The organism is Sphingomonas sp., from assembly GCF_048595155.1.
Classification (GTDB): Bacteria; Pseudomonadota; Alphaproteobacteria; order Sphingomonadales; family Sphingomonadaceae; genus Sphingomonas_I.
Genome location: NZ_JBMDXN010000114.1, coordinates 25,845 through 48,190, shown reverse-complemented (window position 1 = coordinate 48,190; position 22,346 = coordinate 25,845). Strand labels below are relative to the sequence as shown.

Here is a 22,346-nt window from a genome sequence, read left to right as displayed (position 1 = left end):
GCCGGGCAGGAAGCGTGGCGCGAAATCCGCACCCGCCGACCAGCTGCGGCCTTTTTGCGGGACCATGTTGCTGAAGCCGCCGCCCAACTGACGCCGCAGGCCCTGCACCGCATTGGTGCCGATGGTGCAGGTGGTGGCGGTGCACTGTACGCCCGGAATCTGCGCCACCGTCGGGTAATTGGCGAGCGGGACGGCGATCTGCGTGCCGTTCACGCCGACGCTGCCCGACGCGTACAGATAACCCTGCGACGGATCGCCGATCACGGCGAGCGGCGGCGCAACGAACGCACGCGAATAGTTACCGCGGAATTTCAGCCCTTCGACCGGTTCCCAATTTGCCGCGAACTTGGGATTCTTGGTCGACCCGACGTCGCTATATTTGTCGTACCGGCCTGAAATGCTGAGGTCGATGCGGTGGGCGAACGGAATGTCCATCTCTGGCGAGATGACCGGAATGTACAATTCGGCATACGCCGACTTCACGTTGCGGCTGTAATTGAAGACGCGGAAGTTCGATCCCGTGCTGGTCGGGCCGGTATTGTTGGACCCGGTGATCTTCTGGGTTTCCTCCGCCCAATAATATTCACCACCGAAGGCCAGTTTGACCGAGCCGGCGGGCAGCGCGAACAGGGAGCCCTGGAAGTCCAGCTTGATCTGGTTGAACGTGTTGAAGTTCGTATTCTCGCTATTGTTGCGGTAGAGCGAGCGCAGAACCGCATCGGACGTTAGCGCGCTGCCAAAAGGCCGCCACACGTCGAGCGAATTCGCGGTCGTAAGCGGCACGTTCAGCGCGATAACGTTCTGGCCGGCAATATCGCTGACCAACGGATTGCCGCTGGCCTGCGCCGTTCCGTTGAGCGCCAGCGTAGCGCAGGCGGTGCAGAAGCCGTTGATCGTGTTGAGCGCCGAACGGTTCCACCCGAAGGCGTCACTGAGCGTCGCCGTCCAGCTGCTGGTGATCTTATAATCGACCACCGCGGTCGCGTAGATCGAGTCCGCCTGCGATTCCGTCTGCCCGTATTTGCCGTCCTTGGTGAGGCCGACCCAGCTGATGGTCTGGCGCGGCGCACCCGGCGACCCCGCCGGGGCGAGGTAGAAGGGGTTGATCTGGCGGGCATCGGTATAGCCGGGGCCGAAGGCCGTGATGTTGCTGAGCGTGCCGGGTCCGTTGGGCGAATGCGTTTCCTGCCGGCTGTAGTTCAGCATGGCGGTGACGGTCAGCTTATCGGAGAAGTCGTTCGTCACCTTGATCATGCCGTTGGCACGATATTGGCTGGGCAGCAGCGTCGCGTAGACCGAGTTGTTACAGGGCGAATTGGCGACGATGTTGGGTACCGTGCTGGTGGCATCCGGCGAAAGATAGACACCACTGACGCCCGGCACCTGGATCGTCGCGGGATTGCATTGATAGCTGTTGTTGTTGCTGCCGCCGAGCGGGCGATAATCGCCCAGGCTTGAGAAATCGCGATGGCGGTTCAGCAGCTTCGACTGATCGGTATAAGCACCTGCGACATAGACGCCGCCGGTGTCCCACTTCTTGCCCCAGATGAAGCTGAGGTTGGAATTGTGATAATGGTCGCCAAAGCCATATTGGGCATTGGCCTCGAACCCGTCGAAGGTGCGGCGCGTGATGAAGTTGACCACGCCCGCAACGGCGTCCGAACCGTAGACCGAGGACGCGCCGTCGGCGAGGACCTCGACCCGCTGGATCGCGGTGACGGGGATGATGTTCGGATCGGTCTGCGCGAATTGGGTGCCGCCGCCGGGCAGGCGCAGGCCGTCGAGGATGACCAACGTCGTGTTTGACGACGAGCCGGCAAGACTGTGGATCTGCGGCGAATAATAGGAATATGCGTTTTCGCCCTGGGACGCGGACCCCGCCGTCGAAATCGATGGAACCGTATTCACGAGTTGTGACACGTTAACGGGCGCGGTCTTCTCGATCGTCGCCTCACCCACCGAAATCAGATTGGAGCCGATCGGCGCCACGCCACGGATCTTCGATCCCGTGACCACGATTTCGCCGACATTCTCGGCGGACACCTCTGCGGCGATGACCGGTGTCGGGTTAGCAGGCGCCTGATCGCCCGCGGTCTGCGCGCGGGCGGCGTTGGCCGCCAACACGGCGACCGCCATGGCAAGCACAGAGCCCTGATAGTTCATGCGTGACGTGACTCGCATCTCTCCACCCCTTTGGTTTTTGCCCATCCAGCGACCGTATTCGTGTTTTCATATCATATACGATCCAGCGCGAAGTACGGCGGATATCACAACTCGTCAAGTTTACGCATGATTATGCCTGTGCACCTGCGATATAGCGCAAGTCTACAATGCTTCTATCCGCGCTCTACGCTGCGTTGCACAAATATTATGGAGATAAATTCTCAATAGATCGGGATATATCAAGCGCCGTTCCGAATCATCATCTTGCCGGCTTTGCGGCAAGCGGAATCGCTCGGCGCGATATTCATCGCACAGAGTCGCGTTTCATGATCTTTATTTGTTACGCTACTCTACCGCATAGCGCGAACGAGGGGTCCACGCGCAGAGTGCCATCGGATAAGGTGTCAGGAGCGCTTCACTGGCGGCCGCCGGACTGCACCGAGTAATTATGAAGGCCGTAGGGGTAGGGATTTATCGCGACCCGCGTATCCATCTGCCCGACCGGTCCACCGAAGCTCGCCCGGTGCCACCGTCCCTGGGCGGCCAGGACGATGTCGCCGGCATGCGCGGTGAAGAAAGGCACGCCTTCGATCTGATAATCGATGTCGCCTTCCATGATGAACCAGAATTCGTCATGGCCAAAGTGGAAGTGCCCGAGGTTGCTGGCGGGCGGCGTCGGCGTGCCCTTGCCACGGATGTTGTTCACGAACATGTGATCGCCGGAGATGAAGGCGCCGGCGCGCGCGCCACCCCGAACGACGTCCTTGACGTAATCCAGGTAGGGTTTGTTCGTCTCGTCATATCGGCCCGGACCGCCGCCCAGAACGGCCTGCTGATAGCTGAAGCCGGCGACATCCTTGGGCTTTTGCGGGGTGGTTTCCACCGGATAGATCGGCAGATCCCCCGCCGCGTGGACTTCGAACCACAAAGCGGGCGTGTCGCCGACCGCTTCGAGCGTGAACGGAACGCGGAACGGTATGTCGATCTCGAAGCCCTTGGTGGCCACGAAGGGATCCTGCCCCTTGATGCTGACCTTGAGCTGCCCGTCCCACACGATGAGTGCGGTCCGATTGTCCGGATAACCGAGCTGCGGCGTGCGTTCGCCCACCGCCATTTGATGCCAATCCGCCATCAGATCCTTGTTGCGGACGATCGGCTGCACCCAGCTCTTCTGGCCCTTGTGCATCGCGCGGACGTCGGCCAGCTTCCACCAGGCGCGGTTGGGCGCTTCATAGGCGCGATAAGGTGTCCGCTTCGGCGACCAGGCGATTTCCAGTGGGGGTCGCCCGCCTGCAGGGGCGCCGGCCGGAGAGGGCGGCTGCGCGGCCCCGATCGAAGCAATGGATGCAATCGCGCACAGCGACAGCGCGGTCCTGATCCGCAGCATGTTCCTCTCCTCCCAGCCTGTGTCGGCTTGTTGTTGCATCATATATGATATGATGCTTGGAGTGCAGTCAAACGAATAATCAGGTGCAGGAGACGATGATGAAGCGCAGTTCAAACCTGGCGTTAAGCGCGGTCGCGATCGCCCTCGCCACGTCGGCCGCATCGGCCGCACCGCGCACGATGGCCGAGTGCCGGGCGCTGTCCGATCCACCAACGCGGCTGCGCTGTTACGACATGATCGGCGGGGAAGCGCCGTCGCCCGGCCCTGCCCCGGCCCCTTATGTGCCCGCCCCGACGCGATCGACTGATAGCGCGCAGCCCGCAGCCCCGATCATGACCAGGCCTGCACACGATACGGCGCGCGCCCAGCGGGAGGATCTGAAGCGCCGATCCAATTTCGACAGCCGCATCGCAGCGGTGGTGCCGCAGCGGCATGGCTATTACCGGCTCGTGCTGGAGGATGGCAGCGCCTATCTGACCACCAGCGTTGCGCCGCCGGTGCCGGTCGGCGCGGCCGTGCATATCCGCCGCACCTTTGCCGGTACCACCTATCTCGACACGGCCGGGCGCGATCCGATTGCGATCAGGCTGGCACGGGAGCAGTAAGCAGATCGTCGGCGGCGCCCTTGGGTTCGAGCAAGCGGTTCGGATCCACCACCGCCCAGGCGATGACGCCGGCGAGCACGATGCCGGCGCCGACGAAGAAGGCGGCCATCCAGCCGAATTGCTGGGCGATCCAGGGCGTCAGCGAGGAGGTGAGCGCCCCGCCGATCTGGCACCCCATGTTCATGAAGCCCGACACGACACCGCTATGCGGCCCGGCAATGTCGGCCGTGACCGACCAGAAGGAGCTTTGCGACAAATAGATCGCCCCTGCCCCCGCGGCGAGCACGACCACCGCCACGACCGTATTGTCCGCCGTGGATCCGATCATAAGGAACAGGCCGGTCAGAATGAAGGAGACGATCGCCACGCCGGAGCGGCCCCAATAGAGGCCGTGCCGCGCGGCGATCATATCGTTCAGCACGCCGCCGGCGAGGCAGCCGCCGGTCATGCACAGGAAGGGGAGCATGGCGTAGGCGGCGGTGGCCTTCAGATCCAGGCCGCGCGCGTCGTGCAGATAGGTGTAGAACCAGCTGAAGAAGATCCAGATCACATAGCCGAACGCGAAATAGCTCACGAACAGGCCCCAGACGTTGAGGCTGCCGAAGATGGCGCGCCACGGCACCGGCGCCTGCATGCCGACCGGTGCGGGTGGCAGGCCGGCTTCGATATGCGCACGCTCGGCATCGTTGACGCCGGCATGGTCCTGAGGCCGATCCCGTGCCAGCCAATACCAGATCAGGCCCGCGATCAGGCCGACGGCGGCGCAGACGTAGAAGGAGGCGCGCCAGCCGCCCCACAGGATGATGGCGGTGATCAGCGGCGGCGTGATGCCGGAGCCGGCACCGACGCCGGCAAAGATGAGGCCATTGGCCTTGCCGCGTTCCTGCGCCGGGATCCAGCGCGACAGGAACTGGTTGCCCGACGGGTAGACGACCGATTCACCGATGCCGAGCGCGAAACGCACCCCGACCAGCATCATCAGCGCGTGCGGCGCGCCCGGTGGAACCAGGGCAGTCAAGGCGGTGAAGACGCCCCACCAGACGAGCGCGCAGGTGAGCACCTTGCGCGGCCCGAAACGCGCGGAGAGCCAGCCGGCCGGCACCTGAAACAGGGCATAGCCGACGAGGAAGGCGCTGAAGACCCAGCCGAGACGAACCTGATCAATCCCATATTCCTGACGCATCTCGACGCCCGCGACCGAGATGTTGGTGCGATCGAGGAAAGCGATGGCGCTGATGATGAACAGGAAAAAGACGAGGCCGAGCCTCACCCGTGAGCGCGTCAATTCCGCCATGACATCCCCTCAATCAGCGTCGGTTTTTCGTGACGCTATAATATCCTATATGATTTCTACTACGATGCTTGTATGGCCGCGTAAAGACCGGTCACCGGCATGAGAGGGGATGATGATGGGACGACGTCGTGCGTGGACGCCTGCGTTCGCCATGCTGCTGGCCGGAAGCGCTGCCGCCGCGCCGCCACTGGCCGAACGGATCGGCCATAGTGATCCCTCCAAATTCCAGCATTTGTCCAAGGTGCATGCCGGCGCCGGCACGATGGACTTCGGCCAGATACTCGGCGCAGGCGCGCTCAGCACCAACCTGATCTTCATCCATCGTGGCGTGATCGCGCCGCACAGCGGGATCGGACAGCATTTCCATAATCAGTCTGAGGAGATGTTCGTCATCCTGGATGGGGAGGCGGAGTTCACGATCGACGGGCGTACGTCGCGCATCCAAGGGCCGGCGGGCGTACCGGACCGAATGGGCCACGCGCACGCCATCTATAACCCGACCGACCGGCCGCTGCAGTGGCTGAACATCAATGTCGGCATGACCAAGGCCTATGACAATTTCGACCTTGGCGATCCGCGCACCGACGGCGTCGTGCTCGACCCCATCCCGCAATTCATCAGCATGCGGTTCGACCGATCCTTGCTGAAGCCGGTGACGGCGATGGACGGCGGCAAAGGTGACGTCCTCTATCGGCGGCTGCTGGATCCGACCGTGTTCGCGACGCCCTGGGCCTATGTCGATCATCTGATGCTGCCGCCGGGCACGAGCGTCGGCGCGGGCAGCAAGCCGGGTCTCAGCGAGGCCTATTATGTTCTGTCCGGCGACGGCGAGATCAATGTCGCGGGAGAGACGGCGGCGATCCATGGCGGCGATGCGGTGCCGGTCGACGTCGGCCAGACACGCGCGTTGCGCGCGACCGGTTCGGCGCCGCTGGAGCTGATGGTGATCGGCGTCGCCAAGGATCTGGATGCCAAGGCTGCCTATCGCGCCGCCACGGCTCCGCGCCGGCCACGCTGAAGCACGACCTCATCATACAAGGGAGACGATAGAGTGGGGCAAAGATCTTTGCTGGCGACGACGGCATGGGTGCTGCTGGGCGCGTCCGGCGCGCTGGCCCAGGCGGCACCGGCGCCGACGCGGATCGAGCGGCTGGATCCGGCGCTGGACGCGGTGATCGCACCCGGCACGCGGATCGAGCGGGTCGCCACCGGCTTCATTTTCGCCGAAGGGCCGATGTGGCGCCAGGGCAAGCTATGGTTCTCCGACGTTCAGGGCGACCGGCTGTTGACGGTGACGCCGGCCGGCAAGGTGGATGTCGTCCTGCGCAATTCCGGCGGTTATCCGAATCCGCCCAAGGGCGCGAATATCGGTTCGAACGCGCTCGCCACCGACAAGGACGGCAGCGTGCTGATGATGCAGATGGGCGCGCGACGGATCGCGCGGCTGGATGCGAATAGAAAGCCGCATGCTTTCGTCACGGCGTTCGAGGGCAAGCGGCTGAACAGCCCCAACGATCTGGTGTTCGCACGCGACGGATCCTTGTGGTTCACCGATCCGCCGTTCGGCCTGTTCAACGGCATGGACAAGGATCCGGCCAAGGCGCTGCCGTTCAACGGCGTGTTTCGCTACGCCAACGGCAAATTGACCGCGCCGATCCGCGACATGACCTTGCCCAATGGCATCGGCTTCTCGCCTGACGGCGGGACGCTGTACGTCAGCAATTACGGGCCGGACATGTATGTGCGGGCCTATACGGTCGGGAAGAATGGCGCGCTGTCGCGGCCGCGCATGCTGATCCGCTATCCCGCCGGCAACGGGCCGGAGGGGCCGGATGGGCTGAAGGTCGATCGCGCCGGCAATGTGTGGACGACGGGGCCGGGCGGGATCCGCATCGTCACGCCCAAGGGCAAGGTGCTGGGCCAGATCAAGCTGCCGGAAGTGGCCGCCAACCTGGCCTTCGCCGAGGATGGGCATGTGCTGTACATCACCGCCTCATCCAGCATTTATCGGCTGCGCACCCGCGTTGGCGGCGAGATGCCGCTCTATCGGCGGTAAGCGGGCGCCGCCTCCTTCACGGCATGCGGCGCCGTTTCGTCAGTGCGGCGGATCGACCAGGATCGCCTGATAGGCGATCTTGCCGGCGCGCACGACGAAGATGTCCTCGCCGCTGACCTGCTGGGGCGTGCCCTTGAACTGCACCCAGCGCAAGCGCGCGACATCGGGGCCGGCAGGCGCGATGCTGGACTGCATCGTGCGCACGCCGGGGTGGTGATCCTTGTCGGTGAGCGTCGCGAAGACGGCGCGCGCGCGGGCGCCGACGAACACGCCCGCTTCCCGCGCCGGCTGACCCGCGACCAGGCCGGGCGGCGTGATGACGATCGTGTTGGCGGCATAATCGGACATGATGGCGCGCAAATCGCCCTTCTTCATCGCCGCGACATGGTGGGCGACGACCTGCGTCGGCGTGGCGGCCGCAACGGCCGAGGCGCCGCCGATCGCGAGCGGCAAGGCCATGATCTTCAAGCTGGTGCGCATCTTCCTCTCCCCTTTATTGTCAGCGATTGCGCGTTTGTCTCAGGCAGGATCGTCCACGCGGCGCAGGTTGGCGGCGAAGCGAGCCTGTCGCTCGACATAACCGGCGGCCGAGCGCTTGAGCCCGTCCCGCATTTCCGGCGATAATTCGCGCACCGCTTTGGCGGGCGAGCCGATGATGAGGCTTCCGGGCGGGAACGTCTTGCCCTCGGTCACCAATGCCCCGGCCCCGATCAGACAATCGTCGGGAATGATGGCGTCGTTCAAGATGGTCGCGCCCATGCCGACAAGGACCCGGTCGCCCAGGGTGCAGCCATGCAGGATCGCATGATGACCCACCGTGCAATCCTCGCCCAGCGTCAGCGGGCTGCCGGGATCGGAGTGGAGCATCGCCCCTTCCTGGATATTGGTGCGATCGCCGAGGATGATCGGGGTATTGTCGGCCCGGATTACCGCCCCGAACCAGATGCCGACCCCCTCGCCCAACTGCACGTCGCCCACCAGATCGGCAGATGGCGCGACCCACGAGGTGTCGGGTACGCTGGGGCTGAACCCGTCAATTTCGTAGAGCGGCATTATTTCTGCGGCGCCGGCGGCGCGGTCGATTGATCGGGGCCGCCGTAATTTTTGGACAGATAGTCGACGATCACCTTCATCTCTTCCGGCGAGACTTCGGCGCCGCGATTGGCCATCTGTTCCACCGTGGCCGCCCAGGCCGGCGCCGTCTTGTGCTGCGAGAAGATCTGCGCGCTATTGTGACAGAAGACGCAGCGTTCGTTGATCAGATCCAGCCCAGGCCCCGGCGGCGGCGCGGCGGGGGCATCGGCCGCGAGCGCGCGGGCACCCAAGGCGAACAGAGGCAGCAGGGCGGCAATTCCGAGGATCTTACGCATGCTTCATCCTAACTCAACGCAACGAGAATGCCACGACCGCATCGCTGTTCGGCGGGGAGCCTGAAAAGCCGCCGGTTGCGACGACACCGATCATCTGTCGCCCCGACTTATCCCGATAGGTCAATGGCGTACCGTAATTGGAGGCGGGCAAAGTCGCTTCCCACAACAACTTGCCGGACTTGGTATCGAAGGCGCGGATCTTGTCGTCGGTGGTCGCGCCGATGAAGGTCAGGCCGCTCGCCGTCGTGATCGGTCCGCCGGCACTGATCCGGCCGGCATCCTTGAACACCGGATCGGCATTGTCGCCGAGCGGACGACGCCACGCAACAGTGCCCTTGTTGACGTCTACCGCGACCAGCTCACCCCATGGCGGCTTCTGACACGGATTGAGGGTCTCGGGATCCTGGAAGTAGACATAGCCCGCTTTCATGCCCCAGCTGCCGTCAGGCTGCTGCGCGAGTTGCTGCGGACTGCCCAGCGCATTGACGTTGATCACATAGAGGCCGGTGCGCGGATCGAACGAGCCGCCACCCCAGTCGACCCCGCCGAGGCTGCTGGGGAAACCGTTGACGGCGCTGTCGGCGCGGGGCGGCTGGAACATTTTGCTGGGAACCACCAGCAGATCCTTGGTCAGCTTCTCACAGACCGACTTCATCGCCGGCGTCAGATCGTTGATCTCGTCGGCGCTGTAGCTGACCCGCGCGAGCGGCGGCGGTGCGGCCGGCATTGGCTGGGTCGGCCAGGGCTGTTCGCCCGGGATATCGGTATCGGTGGGCACCGGCACTTCGCGCACATCGTAGAGCGGCTTGCCGGTGGTGCGATCGAGGATGAACATCAGGGCAGTCTTGTTCATCACCGCAATGGCCGGGATCGTGCGGCCGTTGCGGCGCACCTCGATCAGCGTCGCGACGGGCAGATCGACATCCCAGATGTCATGATGGACGGTCTGGAAATGCCACAGATATTTGCCGGTGTTCGCATCGACCGCAACGATCGAGTTGGCGAACAGGTTGGCACCCTTGCGATCGCCGCCCCAGCGATCGAAGGTGGGCGCACCAAAAGGCAGGAAGGCGATGCCGCGCTGCGCATCGACGACGACATTGGTCCAGACGTTATTGCCCGAACGCCCCTTCCAGCTGTCGCCTTCCCACGTATCGTTGCCGAATTCGCCCGGACGGGGAATGGAATGGAAGGTCCAGACGAGCTTGCCCGTGCGTGCGTCCCACGCGCGTACGTCGCCCGACGCGCCCTTGACCGGCATCTCCTGCACGCGTGAGCCGGTGATGATGAGGTTGCGGTAGACGGTGGGCGAACTGCTCAGACCGAGCGGTGCGCCGCGATTGCCGTTCATCACCTCCGGCGTCTTCATGTCGACGATGCCGGCGGCGCCGAAATCGGCGGCGGGTTTGCCGGTGGCGGCGTCGAGCGCGATCAGCTTGCCCGCGCGCGTTCCGAAGACGATCCGCGGACCGACGCCGTCGCCGCCCGGCCAATAGGAGACGCCGCGCGTCGCGGCCTGATCGCGCGGCGGCATCGTATAGGCCCATAGCTCACGCCCGGTGGCGGCATCCAGTGCCACCACGCGCGAATAGGGTGTGGGCAGATACATGACGCCCTTCACGACCAGCGGGGTTGCCTCGGACGGCGTAAAGCCTGTGGCGAAACGCTTGCGTACCGCTTCCGGCAAGCCGGGATAGACTTCCACTTTGAAGCCGGCGGGCCGCATATGATAGACCCAGGCCTGGCGCAGCTTGCCGACATTGGCAGGCGTCACCTCCTTCAGCGGGGAGAAGCGCGCATTGCCGCCGTCGCGGCCATAATGAGCCCAGTCACCAGGCGCATCCGCAGCTGCGCAGACGGACGTAAAAGACACCGCAGCCAACGTCGCAAGCAGCGCCGGTCCAACGCCGCGCAAACGGCAAATATGCTGCTTTTCCAAGCGGCTTCCTCTCATCACAGGCGGGCTCCGCCGACATCGACAGGCCGTCATTGTTCTTTATCGAAGGCGATGCTAGCAGCGGGCAAAATCATATACAATATGATCTGACGCTGCTGAGGTGTTTACATCGCAAGAGCGGCAGCCGATCCAGAAGACGCCGAAAAACAGGAGATGGAAATGGCGAATTTGCCGCTGGCGGGATTGAGGGTGCTGGACATCTCGCAAGTGATGGCCGGGCCATTCTGCTGCATGTTGCTCGGCGACATGGGAGCCGACGTCATCAAGATCGAGCCGCCCAAGACCGGCGATTCGACCCGCCATTCCATGGGCTTCCGCCTGAAGGGGGAAGACAGCCCCGGCTTCCTGGCACTCAATCGCAACAAGCGCAGCATCACGCTGAATCTGAAGGACGAGGCGGACCGCGAGGTGCTGTATGCGCTGGTGAAGACCGCCGATATCCTGATCGAGAATGCGCGGCCAGGTGTCTCAGGCCGGCTGGGCATCGATTATGAGACGCTCTCGAAGATTAATCCCCGGCTTGTCTATGCCAGCATCTCCGGCTTTGGGCAGACCGGCCCGTGGGCGCAGCGCCCGGGCTTCGACCTGATCGCGCAAGCCATGTCCGGCATACTGAGTTCGAATGGTTTCCCCAATATGGAGCCGGCGAAGAATTCGATCGCCGTTGCCGATCTGGGCGCCGGCCTGTTCACAGCTTATGCGGTGCTGAGCGCGATCATTGGCCGCCAGACGTCCGGGCGGGGACAATATGTCGATGCGTCGCTGTTGGAAGCGGCGCTCGGCCTTTCCGTATGGGAAACGACCGAATTGTGGGGCACGGGCAAGTCGCCCACGCCAATCGGTTCCGCCAACCGCATGTCCGCTCCTTATCAGGCGGTGCATGCCTCCGACGGCTGGTTCGTCATCGGTGCCGCCAATCAGGGGCTGTGGCTGACTTTCCTGCAGGTGATCGGGCGGACCGAGCTGCAGGAGGATCCGCGCTATTCCACGAATGCAGCGCGTGTGCAGAACCGGCTGGTGCTGATCGAGGATCTGGCACCGACCTTTCTGGCGCGGACCAAGCAGGAGTGGATCGATGCCCTGCTGGCCGCCGGCGTGCCCGCCGCACCGATCCTGGACTATGGCGAGGCGGTTGAAAGCGAGCAGGCAGTCGCGCGCGAGATGGTCATGCAGGTGCCGCACCCGGTGGAGGGCGAGTTCAAGGCGCTGGGTTTCCCCGTCAAGATGCGCGGTACGCCACAGCAGGTGCGCATGCCCCCGCCCCTCCTCAACGAACATGGCGATGCGATCCGGCAGGAGCTGATCGACAAGGGCTTGCTGCAGCCATCGGCGGAGGCGGCGGAATGAGCGACGCCCGTCTCGTCTACGAGAAGAAGGATGGGGCAGCCCATGTCCGCTTCGACAATCAGCGCGCGCATAACGCGCTGACCAGTCAGATGTGGCACGACCTGCGCGACGCCGCCTATGACATTGCGCAGGATCGATCCATCCGTGTCGCCACCTTTCGAGGCGTCGGCGGCAAAGCGTTCATCTCCGGCACCGACATCACCAAATTCGCCGATTATGCGACCGGCCAGCAGGGCGTCGATTATGAGCGCGACATCGACATCTGCATGGGTGCAATCGATGCTATCCCGTGCACCACGATCGCGATCGTCGAAGGCTGGGCCGTCGGCGGCGGCCTCAATATTTCGTCGGCCTGCGACTTCCGCATCGCGACACCGAATGCGCGCTTCGGCTCCCCCATCGGCCGGACGATCGGCAATTGTCTGTCGGCCCATAGCGTGGCGCGGATCGGTGCCGCTATCGGCGTGCAGTTCGCCAAGCGGATGGTGCTGCTCGGCGAGCTGATCCCGGCACCGGAATTGCTCGCGAGCGGCTTTCTCCACCAGATCGTCGAGCCGGACGAACTGGACAGTGCCGCCGAAACATTGTCTCGGCGCGCGGCAGAGAATGCGCCGCTGACCACGGCGGCCACCAAGGAAATGCTACGCCGACTACGTTATGCCGGTTTGCCGGACGTCGAGGATCTTATCGCTCAAGTCTATGGCAGCGCCGATTTCCGGCGTGGCGTGGCGACCTTTCTGGGCGGCACGAAGACGCTACCGGACTGGACCGGCGACTGAGGCATCAGGGGCGCTCAGCGCTGCGGGCGCTCTCCCGGCGGCGGCGCGGCCGTGTCTGGCGGAGGCATTTCGAACGTCGCGCCGCGCTGCCAGGACATGCCGACGACGGCGTTGCCGACCCGCCGGATCCGTGTTTCCGGGCGGCCCATCATCCAGGCACCACAGCCGCCGATGATGAGCGCGACCATTGCGATGCCGCCGATGACCAATGGTGCAAGCCAGCGATCGACGAATGTCGCGATGAGGGCCTGCTCGGGTTCGCCAGCAGGATAATCGACACCGACCTGGTCCCCCACGCGCCACGATGTCGAGCTGCTGACGACCGACGAGCGCACCGTCACCAGGCCGCGGGCTGGATCGCGGAAGGACACCGATATCCGATAGCCCGGACTGTTATCCTGCATCGCCTCCAGGGTGACCGCGCTCACGGTGGCGGTTGCATGCGATGCGGTGGCAAGGAACTGCCAGCGCGCCGCGACGAGCGCCATGGCGATGAGAAGCAAGGCGAGACCGCCGATCAGCGGTCCTTTGACGATCCACGGAAACTTCCAGAATGCGGGCCGATCAGCTGTAGCCATGCCTGCTCCCTCTTTTCCGCTGAACGAGAAGAACTAATCTAAGTTGCATTTCGCAATCCTGCGAATTTCTGAAGACTCCGGGACAATCGCAAAGATCGTCATAACGCACGTTAATGACGTGGTTTTTGGGTCGAAGTGCCGGGAACGGAAGTTTGCGGGCACCCGTTCCTCCAACACACAATACGAACGATCCTTCCCGTCAGCAGCGGCCCTGGCCAGCCGGCCCGGATCGCTGCTGCCCGGAGAGATTAACTGAGAGGCTCATCAATGACGGATGCAGAAGCGAGGCCGTTCGCGGTCGTGACCGGCGGATCCAACGGCATCGGCTATGAGCTGGCACTGCAATTTGCCGATCATGGCTATGACGTGCTGATCGCCGCGGAGAATGCTCAGCATCTGGCAGAAGCGCAGGATGCGCTGGCACAGGACGGCGCCACGATCCATACGCATGCAAGCGACCTCGCCACCGAGGAGGGCGTCGCCAGCCTGTACGCCGCGATTGGCGACCGGGCGGTCGACATATTATGCGTCAATGCCGGGGTTGGGCTGGGCGGGCCGTTCGTCGAGACCGATTTGCAGCGCGAACTGCGCATGATCGACCTCAACGTGCGCGGCGCGGTTCAGCTGACCAAGCTTGTGGTAAGGGGCATGGTGGCCCGCGGAAGCGGCAAGATTCTCTTAACCTCCTCCATCGCCGCCACCCACCCGGATCCGTTCGAAGCCGTTTATGGCGCAACCAAGGTGTTCCTGCGCTGGTTCGGCGAGGCGCTGCGTAACGAATTGAAGGATAGTGGCGTCGGCGTCACCGTCCTGATGCCCGGCGTCACCGATACCGACTTCTTCGCGCGCGCCGACATGCTCGACACCAATGCCGGCGCGTCAAACAGCAAGGATGACCCGGCCGACGTCGCGCGTGCCGCCTTCGATGCGCTGATAGCCGACAAGCACAAGATCCTGCCGACCGTGAAGAACAAGGTGCTCGGCGGGATCGCCGACATCATCCCGGCCCAAGTCGGTGCGCGCGTGCATCGTGCCCTGTCCGAGCCCGGATCTGGCGAGAAGGAGTGAACCAGATGGATAACGCCGAGACGATCAGCCCGCCCCTCCCCGACCAACAGCAGGACGTGCCAGGCAGCACCGCGGCGATGACGCCGCGGCCGGATCATGGCGAGGAAAGCTATCGCGGTACCGGGCGGTTGGAAGGCAAGAAAGCGATCATCACCGGAGGAGACAGCGGCATCGGTCGTGCCGTCGCGATCGCCTTCGCGCGTGAAGGCGCCGACATCCTGATCGCCTATCTAAACGAGGATGAGGATGCCGACGAAACGGCGCGTTGGATCGAACAAGCGGGACGCAAAGCCGTGCTGGTTGCCGGCAATATCGGCTCGGCCGACCATTGCTATGACATCATCGACCGCGCCGTAGCCGAATTCGGGAAAATCGATATCCTCGTCAACAATGCCGCGCATCAGATGACGTTCGAGCGACTGGAAGATATTCCGGATGAGGAATGGGAGCAGACCTTCCAGACCAACATCCACGCCATGTTCTATCTCGCCAAGGCAGCGGTGCCCCACATGCAGGGTGGCGCTATCATCAACACCACTTCGGTCAATGCCGACATGCCGAAGCAATCGCTGCTGCCTTACGCAACCACCAAGGGTGCGATCCAGAATTTCTCCGGCGGCCTTGCCCAGATGCTGGCAGACCGCAACATCCGGGTGAATTGCGTCGCTCCGGGGCCGGTATGGACCCCGTTGATCCCGTCGACGATGCCGCCGGATCAGGTGAAATCCTTCGGCGAAGATTACCCTATGGGTCGCCCAGCGCAGCCGAAGGAACTGGCGCCGGTTTACGTCATGCTGGCCACGGATGAGGCGAGCTATGTGTCCGGCGCGACGGTGGCCGTCACAGGTGGCAAGCCGATCATTTAAATTTGGCTGGTGGGCCCTGCGGCCGACCGGCTTTCACTTCGACTGCAGAACCAGGCGTCCAAGCGGCGGCCGCAGCACCATCCGACGCGCCATCGCAATCAGGGCATCGCGGCTTGTGATCGCGCAGTAACTGGTTTTCAGGATGCTCAGTTGCGGCCCTTGGCGCCAATATTCGGCGGGGCACTCGCGGGGCAACACGTCGAAGGCGGTGACCACGCCGGATTGCGGTGCACTCGACAGCAAGATGTAGTCGCTGCCGGGCATTGCCCCCTGCTGCAGTGCCCAAAGCGCGACCGGTCCTTGGCGCCCCACAGCCGTTCCCAATTCGATCAGGTAGGCTGCTCTGCTCGGTGCTGCGCGAAGCATGCTTCGACGCTCCGCATCGCGCGACATCATGATGCAATGGACGACACCATAATTGGTCCAGCGATACCAAGTTGGATCTTCCTCAGGATCGCTGCTGTCGAAACGCCAATCACCATATGCGATCTTGGTCACACAGCCGAACGACGCGTCATCCTGGAAAGAGCGCGGCCACATCGTGTCGGCATCGCCTGCCCACAATGGAAGATCGGAATGGATGAGTTCGTCCTGTGGCGGTTGGGCGTCGGCAGCGTCATCCTGAGGCGCGGCCAGCAGCATCGCGGCGAGCATCAATAAAGGTGTCATGGCATTCCCCCCGCATAATATGGGGCATGGGACGTTCTTACCGAGCCGTCCGCGTAACAGCCTGCCGCCAGCAGTTGGTGATAGGCGGGGGTCGATGAGGCGCCAAGGGATGGATGCAACGGACGGCAGGCCGATTGCCACTGTCTCGTATACCTTCGCGCTTCCATGGGCGCGCCGACATGGGTCGTTGGTCACGTAACGACACGAAGAATAAGCATAATATTTCCATGCCCGGATAGTCAAAGATCAAAGGACTAATGCTATCCTACGAAAAATACGGGATAAATTGCCGCGCCTACCGATATCCCAGCGCCCGGCGGAACCCTGTCACAAGTGAACAGCCACGCCTTTTCTACGATCTTTTGGAACTATACGCTGTGTCGGACGATGTGCTGCAGCTGAGCGTAGCAATGACCGCACGCGGTCGAGTGACATGGGAGGTCTGCAATGAGCTTGATGACGATACTTTTCAGCCTCATTTTCGGCGCGTTGTTCGCATGGGCATGCTATACGATCGCCGGGAAGAAGGGCCGTGATACCACTTTGTGGGGATTCATCGGCTTCTTCGGTGGCCTGATCGCTTTGATCGTTCTTCTTTGCCTGTCCGATGAATCGGCGAATAAGCCGTTGAATGTTCCTGAAAATAGATAAAATGGACCCTGCGGACGTTCCAACACGAGGTCTGCATCGGCAAGAAATGATGTGCGGGGCCAGCCGGAGGCGCACACCGCGGAGCCCCGCCTATGTCCGTCCTCACGACTTCCACGAAGCGAACGCGCGTACGACGTCAAAGGGCTTCATGCAGCCTTGGCGGCCGGAGCATCGAAGACCGCGCCAGCGGTCCGCGCCGCCCCTACCCTGCGGGCTTGGTCGCAACGATCTTGATGCCCGCCATCATCGGCTGGGACGGTGGCAGCGCGACCTGCCCCGCCGGGAATCCGTTGGCCTGGAACATATAGGCTTCGATATCGGACACCGTCTTCCCGCTGAGGCTACCAGGCGCGCTCTGCGGCATAGTCGTGTGAATACGTTCGAACAGATCGCCCGCGGAGGTGTTGTTCCAGTTGTTCAGGAATGCGCTGCCCGACAAAGGCGGCGCGACATCGCCGCCGGTCAGCGAGGCACCGTGGCAGGCGGCGCATTGTTCGTCATACGCGGCCTTGCCGCGACCCGCTTGCTCCGCCGTATAGACGCCCGACCAGACCGAACGTTCGGTGGCCTGAGCGTGAGCAATGGCGGCGCCAACGAGCAGCATGGCAACACCGCACGAGGCGGCACCGATACGACGAATATTCGACATCCTGACCATCATGCTTTCCCTGGCAAACGATACGCGACAAGCTCGGCACTATAATTACCGCCGCCGATCGCGACGACAATATATTGTTTTCCTTTAAGCATATAAGTCATCGGGGAGCCGCTCTGCGGGGCCGGCATATAGACCGCGCCTTTTTCTTCCCCCGTCGCCTTGTCATAGGCGCGCAGCATCGCACCGCGCACGCCTTATTCATTGGTGTAGAAGCCGGCCTCACCACAGATGACCAGCGTCTTGGTCGCCAACGGGCCGAGGTTGCCGGGGCGGCCGGTCCGCGGGATCTTAAGCCCTTTGAGCTTGGGATGATTGCGGATGTCGTCCGGCGTCTCACCATGCGCCACCTGCCAGGTGATATCCCCCTTGGACAGATCGATCGCCGTGATGCGGCCGTAAGGCGGCTTGATGATCGGTAGCCCTTCGACCGTCAGGAAGCCCGGCGGACGCGTGGGCGCCTTTTGCCCGGCGGGAACCTTCGGCGGCGGCGGCGGACCGCGGAACGCACCCGGCGGCAATTCCGCGCCCATCGAAATCTGCGGCCGCGGCGTGTTGCCCGCGACGCCATGGACATAGGAGAAATCGGATACAGCCGGATCCTGATTGGGAATGATCCCAAGAAGCGCCGGCTGCGTCTTGGAATAGACGTAGACGGTGAAATTGTCGGGATCGTAGGACCCTCCCGGCCAATTGGTGCCGCCCTGCACGCCAGGCAGTGCGATCGTGCCCCAGCGGCCAGGCCGGCTCAGCACCGGTGGCGTGTAGAGTGGGCCGAGCTTGTAATCCTTGACGAATTCCACCGCGGCCGCGCGCAGCTCCGGCGTGAAGTCGATCAGATCGTCGATGCCGATCCCCTGCCGGTCGTAAGCTGGCGGTTTGCTCGGCACGGGTTGGGTCGGCGAATACCATTCACCGGGAACGTCGCCTTTCTCTACCTTGCGCTCGATGATCGGCCACAAGGGCTTGCCGTTGGTGCGATCCAGCACGAACAGGAAGGCCTGCTTGGTCGGCTGCGCCAGGGCTTTGACGATGCGGCCCTTGTGCGGGATGTCACACAGGATTGGCGCGCAGGGCAGATCGCGGTCCCACAGGCCGTGATGCTCGAACTGATAATGCCATTTGCGCACGCCGGTATCGATGTCGAGCGCCACCAACGTCTCGCCGAAAAGAGCATTGCCGCGCCGGTACATGCCCATCTCGTCACCGGTCGGCTGTTCGACCGGCACATAGACGAGGCCAAGCTCTTCGTCGGCCGACATTTCGGCCCAGACGCCGCCATTGCCGGCTTCATCGGCATCGCCGTTCAGCCAGGTTTCGTAGCCGAACTCGCCTTTGCGCGGGATGGTGTGGAAGATCCATTTGCGGCGGCCGGTCGTGACGTCGAAGCCGCGAACATAGCCCTTCACATTCTTGCGCGTCGCCGGAACGTCACCCGCCGTATGGGCGGCCCCCACCACCACGACATTGCGGGCGATCAGCGGGGTCGCATGCAGCCCGACGTCCGAATTGACGAGATCGATCTCCTGATCGAAATCCTTCTTGAGATCGACCACGCCATCGGTGCCGAACGCCGGATCCGGAATACCAGTCGCAGCGTCGAGGGAGATCAATTGATAGCCGGTCGTAACGTAGAGAATGCGTTCCTTGGTTCCATCGGTCCAGTAAGAACAGCCGTGGCCTGACAGTTGGCGCGGCGAGTTGAGCGCGCGGCGACCTTCGTCAAGCCGATGCATCCACACCAATTCGCCGGTCGCCGCATCCAGCGCTACACAGGCCCGTCTTGAACCTGCAGTGGTGAACAGCCGCCCCTTGATCAGCAGCGGCGTGGATTCGAACTGATATTCCTTGCGCGCGCCCAGTGCGTCCGTCTTGAACGTCCAGGCAACCTGCAGATCGTTGAAATTATCCGCATTGATCTGCGCCAGCGGCGAATAACGCGTATTGGCCTGATCCGCGGCATAATGGCGCCATTCGGTATCGGCCACGGGCGCCGCGGGAGATGCTGCCGCCGGCGCCGCAGCCGAGAGCCGGGCGCCGGGAAGCAGCCCCGAAAGCACGAAGGTCGATGCGGTACTGGCGAGCAAGCCCCGCCGCGAAATGCCTTCCATCTTCATCCTCACGTTGGGCTTATCGGTGCCCTTGTGCTTGTTTTTTGGTCCGCGCCGTCCGCTACCAGCTAACGGCGATATATTTGGCTTCGCAATATTCGAGCAGGCCGTGATGCGCGCCTTCGCGACCGAGCCCGCTTTGCTTCACGCCACCGAACGGTGCCGCCGCATCGGAGACAAGGCCGCGATTGACGGCAACCATGCCGCATTCGATCCGCTCGGCAACCTGGAGCGCGCGCTTCAGATTGTCCGAATAGACATAAGCGGCGAGACCATATTCGGTGGCGTTGGCGAGCGCGATCGCCTCTTCCGGATCGTCGAACGGGATAATCGCGGCGACCGGCCCGAACACCTCGGTCTGGAGGATTTCGGAGCCCGGCTGAACATTGGAGATAACCGACGGCGGATAGAAGAAGCCTGCTCCCGCCGGCGTTTCGCCGCCGAGCGCCACCGTGGCGCCCCTGTTCACCGCGTCCGCGACGAGGCTTTCGATCTTGTCGATCGCGGCGCGGTTGATCATCGCGCCGCATTGCGTGCCGTCGGACAGACCTGGACCCATCTTCATCGCCCCCATCCGGTCGACCAGCTTGGCGACGAAGGCGTCATGGATACCGCGCTGGACATAGAAGCGGTTGGCGGCGGTGCAGGCTTCGCCGGCATTGCGCATCTTGGCGACCATCGCCCCCTCGATCACATCATCGAGATTGGCATCGTCGAACACCAGGAAAGGCGCATTGCCGCCCAATTCCATCGAGGAGCTGATCACCGAATCCGCCGCCTCGCGCAGCAGGATGCGGCCAACCTCGGTCGATCCGGTGAAAGACAATTTGCGCACGCGCGGATCGTGAAGGATGGCACTGCAGACCGGGCCGGGATCGCTGGTATTGATGATGTTGACGACGCCATCGGGCACGCCAGCGCGGCGCATGATCTCCGCCACGGCAAGCGCGGTGAGCGGCGTTTCCTCCGCCGGCTTGAGGATGCAGGTGCAGCCGGCGGCAAGCGCGGGCGCGATCTTCCGCGTGGCCATCGCCGCGGGGAAATTCCACGGCGTGATCAGCAAGGCGATGCCGATCGGCTGATATTGCACCAGGATGCGGTTGGCGCCGGACGGCGACATGCCGAGATCGCCGGTGATGCGCACCGCCTCTTCGGCATACCAACGGAAGAATTCGGCCGCGTAGGCGACTTCGCCGCGCGCATCGCTCAAGGCTTTGCCATTCTCGGTCGAGATGAGTTGTGCCAGCCATTCCTGCTGCTCCATCATGCCGTGGAAGCAGGCGAGCAGGATGTCCGCACGCTTGCGCGGGGGCGTGGCCGCCCACGCGGCTGCGGCTGCGGCCGCGGCATCGACGGCTGCGATGCCCTCCGAGACATCGGCATCCGCGACAGACGTGATCACCTGCTCATTAGCCGGATCGAGAATGTCGATCCGCTTGCCGGTGGTAGAAGGTAGCCAGGCGCTGCCGATCAGCAGATCGGTGGGAATGGCGAACGGACCCGGCTGGCCGTCCTGCGGGGTGGCGTAACTATTTACGGCGGACATGGAGGATACCTTGTTCAGATCGTGCGCAGAGCCGCGCGATCACCGGAATAAGCGGCGCGCGTGATGCTCTGCATGGCGGCGAGATCGAGAGGACGGGGATTGTTCTTGACGAGCCGCGCGGCGTTCAGCGCGTTCTCCGCGACGAATTCCTGCTGATCCGCCGGCAAGCCGAGCGCGGCGAGCGAGACCGGGATTTTCACCGAGGCCAACAGGGCCGCGACCGCGTCGATGAAGGCCTGCGACATGGCGTCCGGCGATCCTTCCGGGAGGCCGATCGTCTGCGCGAGTTCGGCAAAGGCACCGACGCAGGACGGGCGATTGAACTGCATCACATAGGGCAGCAAGGTCGCCACGCCGTCACCGTGAGCGGTGTGGGTGAGATTGCCCACCGGATATTGGAGGGCATGGGCGGCCGCCGTGCCGGCCGTGCCGAAGGCGCAGCCCGCGGCGAGCGCTGCGAGCATGAGCCCTTCGCGCGCTTCGACATCGGATCCGTCGCGATAGCCGCGCTCCAGATATTTGAAGACGTTCGCGACCGCGAGCTTGGCGAAATGATCCGACAGCACGTTCTTGCCGACGAACACATGCTGTTCGGTCAGCATCGCGTCGATCGGCCGTGCCAGCGTGGTGAAGGCCTCCACCGCATGCGTGAGCGCGTCGGCACCGGAGCAGGCGGTCAAGCCGGGTGGGCAGGTGACGGTGAGTTCGGGATCGCAAATCGCGATCAGGGGAATGAGATGCGGGCTGGCGATGCCCACCTTCGCGCCGCGCTGCTCGTCCGCCACCACGGCGACGGGCGTCACTTCGGAGCCCGTGCCGGACGTGGTCGGCACCGCGATGAGCGGAATGACCGGCCCAGGCACGGCGAACTCGCCATAATAAGCGCGCACGTCGGCACCATGGGTCAGCAGCACGGCGACGACCTTGGCCATGTCCATCGAGCTGCCGCCACCGACGCCGATCACGACATCCGGCGCGAAGCCGCTGACTTCCGCGACGCAGGCCTCGATCGAGCCGATCGGAAGATCCGGGATGGTCTGGTCGAAGACGCGCGTCTCGACCCCGTTCGCCGCGAGATCGGCGAGCATGTCCTGGAATTCCGGCTGCGCGCTCTGGCGCGGATCCGTGCAGAGCAAGGCCCGCTTGCCGATCTTCGCGGTGGCGGAGCCGAGCGCCCGGCGTTGGCCGCGCCCGAACAGGATCGAGCGCGGGAGGCGCAGCGCGCCGAACATGGGATGCATGTC

At 63.6% G+C, this 22,346-nt stretch carries 22 protein-coding genes; 8 read left to right on the top strand and 14 right to left on the bottom strand.

The window, feature by feature from the left end; all coding sequences use genetic code 11:
• Positions 1-2,181: TonB-dependent receptor plug domain-containing protein (locus ACOJSI_RS18905; protein WP_420139867.1), on the bottom strand; the 2,181-nt coding region annotated here is incomplete at its 3' end.
• Between the two features lie 397 nt (positions 2,182-2,578).
• Positions 2,579-3,550 carry a cupin domain-containing protein gene (locus ACOJSI_RS18900; protein ID WP_420139866.1) on the bottom strand — a complete coding sequence of 324 codons (972 nt, stop codon included), beginning with the start codon at positions 3,548-3,550 and terminating at the stop codon, positions 2,579-2,581.
• Positions 3,551-3,648: 98 nt separating this feature from the next.
• Between ACOJSI_RS18900 and ACOJSI_RS18895 the strand changes: the two genes are divergently transcribed.
• On the top strand, positions 3,649-4,155 hold the full coding sequence (locus ACOJSI_RS18895) for a hypothetical protein (protein WP_420139865.1): 507 nt from the start codon (positions 3,649-3,651) through the stop codon (positions 4,153-4,155).
• On the opposite strand, the gene ACOJSI_RS18890 is transcribed toward ACOJSI_RS18895, so the two are convergent.
• Positions 4,133-5,449 (bottom strand): MFS transporter, encoded by a 1,317-nt coding sequence (locus tag ACOJSI_RS18890; protein ID WP_420139864.1) that lies wholly within the window; start codon positions 5,447-5,449, stop codon positions 4,133-4,135. The genes ACOJSI_RS18895 and ACOJSI_RS18890 overlap by 23 nt on opposite strands.
• A 115-nt stretch (positions 5,450-5,564) precedes the next feature.
• Between ACOJSI_RS18890 and ACOJSI_RS18885 the strand changes: the two genes are divergently transcribed.
• Both ACOJSI_RS18885 and ACOJSI_RS18880 read left to right on the top strand, forming a co-directional pair.
• Positions 5,565-6,467, top strand: coding sequence for a cupin domain-containing protein (locus tag ACOJSI_RS18885; protein ID WP_420139863.1), 903 nt, complete (start codon positions 5,565-5,567; stop codon positions 6,465-6,467).
• A gap of 33 nt (positions 6,468-6,500) precedes the next feature.
• Positions 6,501-7,505: an SMP-30/gluconolactonase/LRE family protein gene (locus ACOJSI_RS18880; RefSeq protein ID WP_420139862.1), complete on the top strand. Its 1,005-nt coding sequence runs from the start codon at positions 6,501-6,503 to the stop codon at positions 7,503-7,505.
• 39 nt (positions 7,506-7,544) lie between these two features.
• On the opposite strand, the gene ACOJSI_RS18875 is transcribed toward ACOJSI_RS18880, so the two are convergent.
• From ACOJSI_RS18875 to ACOJSI_RS18860, 4 genes are read right to left on the bottom strand one after another with little or no spacing between them, the layout of a single operon-like run.
• Positions 7,545-7,985, bottom strand: coding sequence for a hypothetical protein (locus ACOJSI_RS18875; RefSeq protein ID WP_420139861.1), 441 nt, complete (start codon positions 7,983-7,985; stop codon positions 7,545-7,547).
• A 39-nt stretch (positions 7,986-8,024) separates the two neighbouring features.
• Positions 8,025-8,558: a gamma carbonic anhydrase family protein gene (locus ACOJSI_RS18870; protein WP_420139860.1), complete on the bottom strand. Its 534-nt coding sequence runs from the start codon at positions 8,556-8,558 to the stop codon at positions 8,025-8,027.
• Complete coding sequence (locus tag ACOJSI_RS18865; protein WP_420139859.1) at positions 8,558-8,875, bottom strand: hypothetical protein; 318 nt, start codon at positions 8,873-8,875, stop codon at positions 8,558-8,560. The genes ACOJSI_RS18870 and ACOJSI_RS18865 overlap by 1 nt, the downstream gene beginning before the upstream one ends.
• 13 nt (positions 8,876-8,888) lie before the next feature.
• Positions 8,889-10,814, bottom strand: a complete 1,926-nt coding sequence (locus ACOJSI_RS18860) for a PQQ-binding-like beta-propeller repeat protein (RefSeq protein WP_420139858.1) — start codon at positions 10,812-10,814, stop codon at positions 8,889-8,891.
• 177 nt (positions 10,815-10,991) lie between these two features.
• Between ACOJSI_RS18860 and ACOJSI_RS18855 the strand changes: the two genes are divergently transcribed.
• Entirely contained in the window at positions 10,992-12,179 is a 1,188-nt protein-coding gene (locus ACOJSI_RS18855) for a CaiB/BaiF CoA transferase family protein (RefSeq protein WP_420139857.1), read from the top strand.
• Positions 12,176-12,958: an enoyl-CoA hydratase gene (locus tag ACOJSI_RS18850; RefSeq protein ID WP_420139856.1), complete on the top strand. Its 783-nt coding sequence runs from the start codon at positions 12,176-12,178 to the stop codon at positions 12,956-12,958. The genes ACOJSI_RS18855 and ACOJSI_RS18850 overlap by 4 nt, the downstream gene beginning before the upstream one ends.
• Before the next feature lie 14 nt (positions 12,959-12,972).
• On the opposite strand, the gene ACOJSI_RS18845 is transcribed toward ACOJSI_RS18850, so the two are convergent.
• Complete coding sequence (locus tag ACOJSI_RS18845; RefSeq protein ID WP_420139855.1) at positions 12,973-13,536, bottom strand: hypothetical protein; 564 nt, start codon at positions 13,534-13,536, stop codon at positions 12,973-12,975.
• Between the two features lie 267 nt (positions 13,537-13,803).
• Here ACOJSI_RS18845 and ACOJSI_RS18840 point away from each other — a divergent pair, with 267 nt between their 5' ends.
• Together ACOJSI_RS18840 and ACOJSI_RS18835 are read left to right on the top strand one after the other, a co-directional pair.
• Positions 13,804-14,604 carry an SDR family NAD(P)-dependent oxidoreductase gene (locus ACOJSI_RS18840; RefSeq protein WP_420139854.1) on the top strand — a complete coding sequence of 267 codons (801 nt, stop codon included), beginning with the start codon at positions 13,804-13,806 and terminating at the stop codon, positions 14,602-14,604.
• Between the two features lie 5 nt (positions 14,605-14,609).
• Complete coding sequence (locus tag ACOJSI_RS18835; RefSeq protein WP_420139853.1) at positions 14,610-15,470, top strand: glucose 1-dehydrogenase; 861 nt, start codon at positions 14,610-14,612, stop codon at positions 15,468-15,470.
• Between the two features lie 33 nt (positions 15,471-15,503).
• Here ACOJSI_RS18835 and ACOJSI_RS18830 read toward each other — a convergent pair whose 3' ends face one another.
• On the bottom strand, positions 15,504-16,139 hold the full coding sequence (locus tag ACOJSI_RS18830; RefSeq protein WP_420139852.1) for a hypothetical protein: 636 nt from the start codon (positions 16,137-16,139) through the stop codon (positions 15,504-15,506).
• Between the two features lie 447 nt (positions 16,140-16,586).
• Here ACOJSI_RS18830 and ACOJSI_RS18825 point away from each other — a divergent pair, with 447 nt between their 5' ends.
• Entirely contained in the window at positions 16,587-16,790 is a 204-nt protein-coding gene (locus ACOJSI_RS18825) for a hypothetical protein (protein WP_420139851.1), read from the top strand.
• Positions 16,791-16,992: 202 nt separating this feature from the next.
• Here ACOJSI_RS18825 and ACOJSI_RS18820 read toward each other — a convergent pair whose 3' ends face one another.
• The 5 genes from ACOJSI_RS18820 to ACOJSI_RS18800 all read right to left on the bottom strand — a co-directional run bounded on the left by ACOJSI_RS18820 (position 16,993) and on the right by ACOJSI_RS18800 (position 22,343).
• Entirely contained in the window at positions 16,993-17,439 is a 447-nt protein-coding gene (locus tag ACOJSI_RS18820; protein WP_420139850.1) for a c-type cytochrome, read from the bottom strand.
• Between the two features lie 8 nt (positions 17,440-17,447).
• A complete protein-coding gene (locus tag ACOJSI_RS18815) occupies positions 17,448-17,627 on the bottom strand; it encodes a hypothetical protein (RefSeq protein WP_420139849.1) in 180 nt (59 codons plus the stop codon).
• A gap of 15 nt (positions 17,628-17,642) precedes the next feature.
• On the bottom strand, positions 17,643-19,556 hold the full coding sequence (locus ACOJSI_RS18810) for a PQQ-binding-like beta-propeller repeat protein (protein WP_420139848.1): 1,914 nt from the start codon (positions 19,554-19,556) through the stop codon (positions 17,643-17,645).
• Between the two features lie 61 nt (positions 19,557-19,617).
• Complete coding sequence (locus tag ACOJSI_RS18805) at positions 19,618-21,102, bottom strand: NAD-dependent succinate-semialdehyde dehydrogenase (RefSeq protein WP_420139847.1); 1,485 nt, start codon at positions 21,100-21,102, stop codon at positions 19,618-19,620.
• A gap of 14 nt (positions 21,103-21,116) precedes the next feature.
• Positions 21,117-22,343 carry an iron-containing alcohol dehydrogenase gene (locus ACOJSI_RS18800; protein ID WP_420139871.1) on the bottom strand — a complete coding sequence of 409 codons (1,227 nt, stop codon included), beginning with the start codon at positions 22,341-22,343 and terminating at the stop codon, positions 21,117-21,119.
• Positions 22,344-22,346: the final 3 nt, after the last annotated feature.

Bases quoted from the DNA above. Each gene is read 5' to 3' on its own strand.
- ACOJSI_RS18900 (WP_420139866.1), bottom strand. From the start codon at position 3,550: ATGCTGCGGATCAGGACCGCGCTGTCGCTGTGCGCGATTGCATCCATT.
- ACOJSI_RS18895 (WP_420139865.1), top strand. From the start codon at position 3,649: ATGAAGCGCAGTTCAAACCTGGCGTTAAGCGCGGTCGCGATCGCCCTC.
- ACOJSI_RS18890 (WP_420139864.1), bottom strand. From the start codon at position 5,449: ATGGCGGAATTGACGCGCTCACGGGTGAGGCTCGGCCTCGTCTTTTTC.
- ACOJSI_RS18885 (WP_420139863.1), top strand. From the start codon at position 5,565: ATGGGACGACGTCGTGCGTGGACGCCTGCGTTCGCCATGCTGCTGGCC.
- ACOJSI_RS18875 (WP_420139861.1), bottom strand. From the start codon at position 7,985: ATGCGCACCAGCTTGAAGATCATGGCCTTGCCGCTCGCGATCGGCGGC.
- ACOJSI_RS18870 (WP_420139860.1), bottom strand. From the start codon at position 8,558: ATGCCGCTCTACGAAATTGACGGGTTCAGCCCCAGCGTACCCGACACC.
- ACOJSI_RS18865 (WP_420139859.1), bottom strand. From the start codon at position 8,875: ATGCGTAAGATCCTCGGAATTGCCGCCCTGCTGCCTCTGTTCGCCTTG.
- ACOJSI_RS18855 (WP_420139857.1), top strand. From the start codon at position 10,992: ATGGCGAATTTGCCGCTGGCGGGATTGAGGGTGCTGGACATCTCGCAA.
- ACOJSI_RS18850 (WP_420139856.1), top strand. From the start codon at position 12,176: ATGAGCGACGCCCGTCTCGTCTACGAGAAGAAGGATGGGGCAGCCCAT.
- ACOJSI_RS18845 (WP_420139855.1), bottom strand. From the start codon at position 13,536: ATGGCTACAGCTGATCGGCCCGCATTCTGGAAGTTTCCGTGGATCGTC.
- ACOJSI_RS18840 (WP_420139854.1), top strand. From the start codon at position 13,804: ATGACGGATGCAGAAGCGAGGCCGTTCGCGGTCGTGACCGGCGGATCC.
- ACOJSI_RS18835 (WP_420139853.1), top strand. From the start codon at position 14,610: ATGGATAACGCCGAGACGATCAGCCCGCCCCTCCCCGACCAACAGCAG.
- ACOJSI_RS18830 (WP_420139852.1), bottom strand. From the start codon at position 16,139: ATGACACCTTTATTGATGCTCGCCGCGATGCTGCTGGCCGCGCCTCAG.
- ACOJSI_RS18825 (WP_420139851.1), top strand. From the start codon at position 16,587: ATGAGCTTGATGACGATACTTTTCAGCCTCATTTTCGGCGCGTTGTTC.
- ACOJSI_RS18820 (WP_420139850.1), bottom strand. From the start codon at position 17,439: ATGTCGAATATTCGTCGTATCGGTGCCGCCTCGTGCGGTGTTGCCATG.
- ACOJSI_RS18815 (WP_420139849.1), bottom strand. From the start codon at position 17,627: ATGCTGCGCGCCTATGACAAGGCGACGGGGGAAGAAAAAGGCGCGGTC.
- ACOJSI_RS18810 (WP_420139848.1), bottom strand. From the start codon at position 19,556: ATGGAAGGCATTTCGCGGCGGGGCTTGCTCGCCAGTACCGCATCGACC.
- ACOJSI_RS18805 (WP_420139847.1), bottom strand. From the start codon at position 21,102: ATGTCCGCCGTAAATAGTTACGCCACCCCGCAGGACGGCCAGCCGGGT.
- ACOJSI_RS18800 (WP_420139871.1), bottom strand. From the start codon at position 22,343: ATGCATCCCATGTTCGGCGCGCTGCGCCTCCCGCGCTCGATCCTGTTC.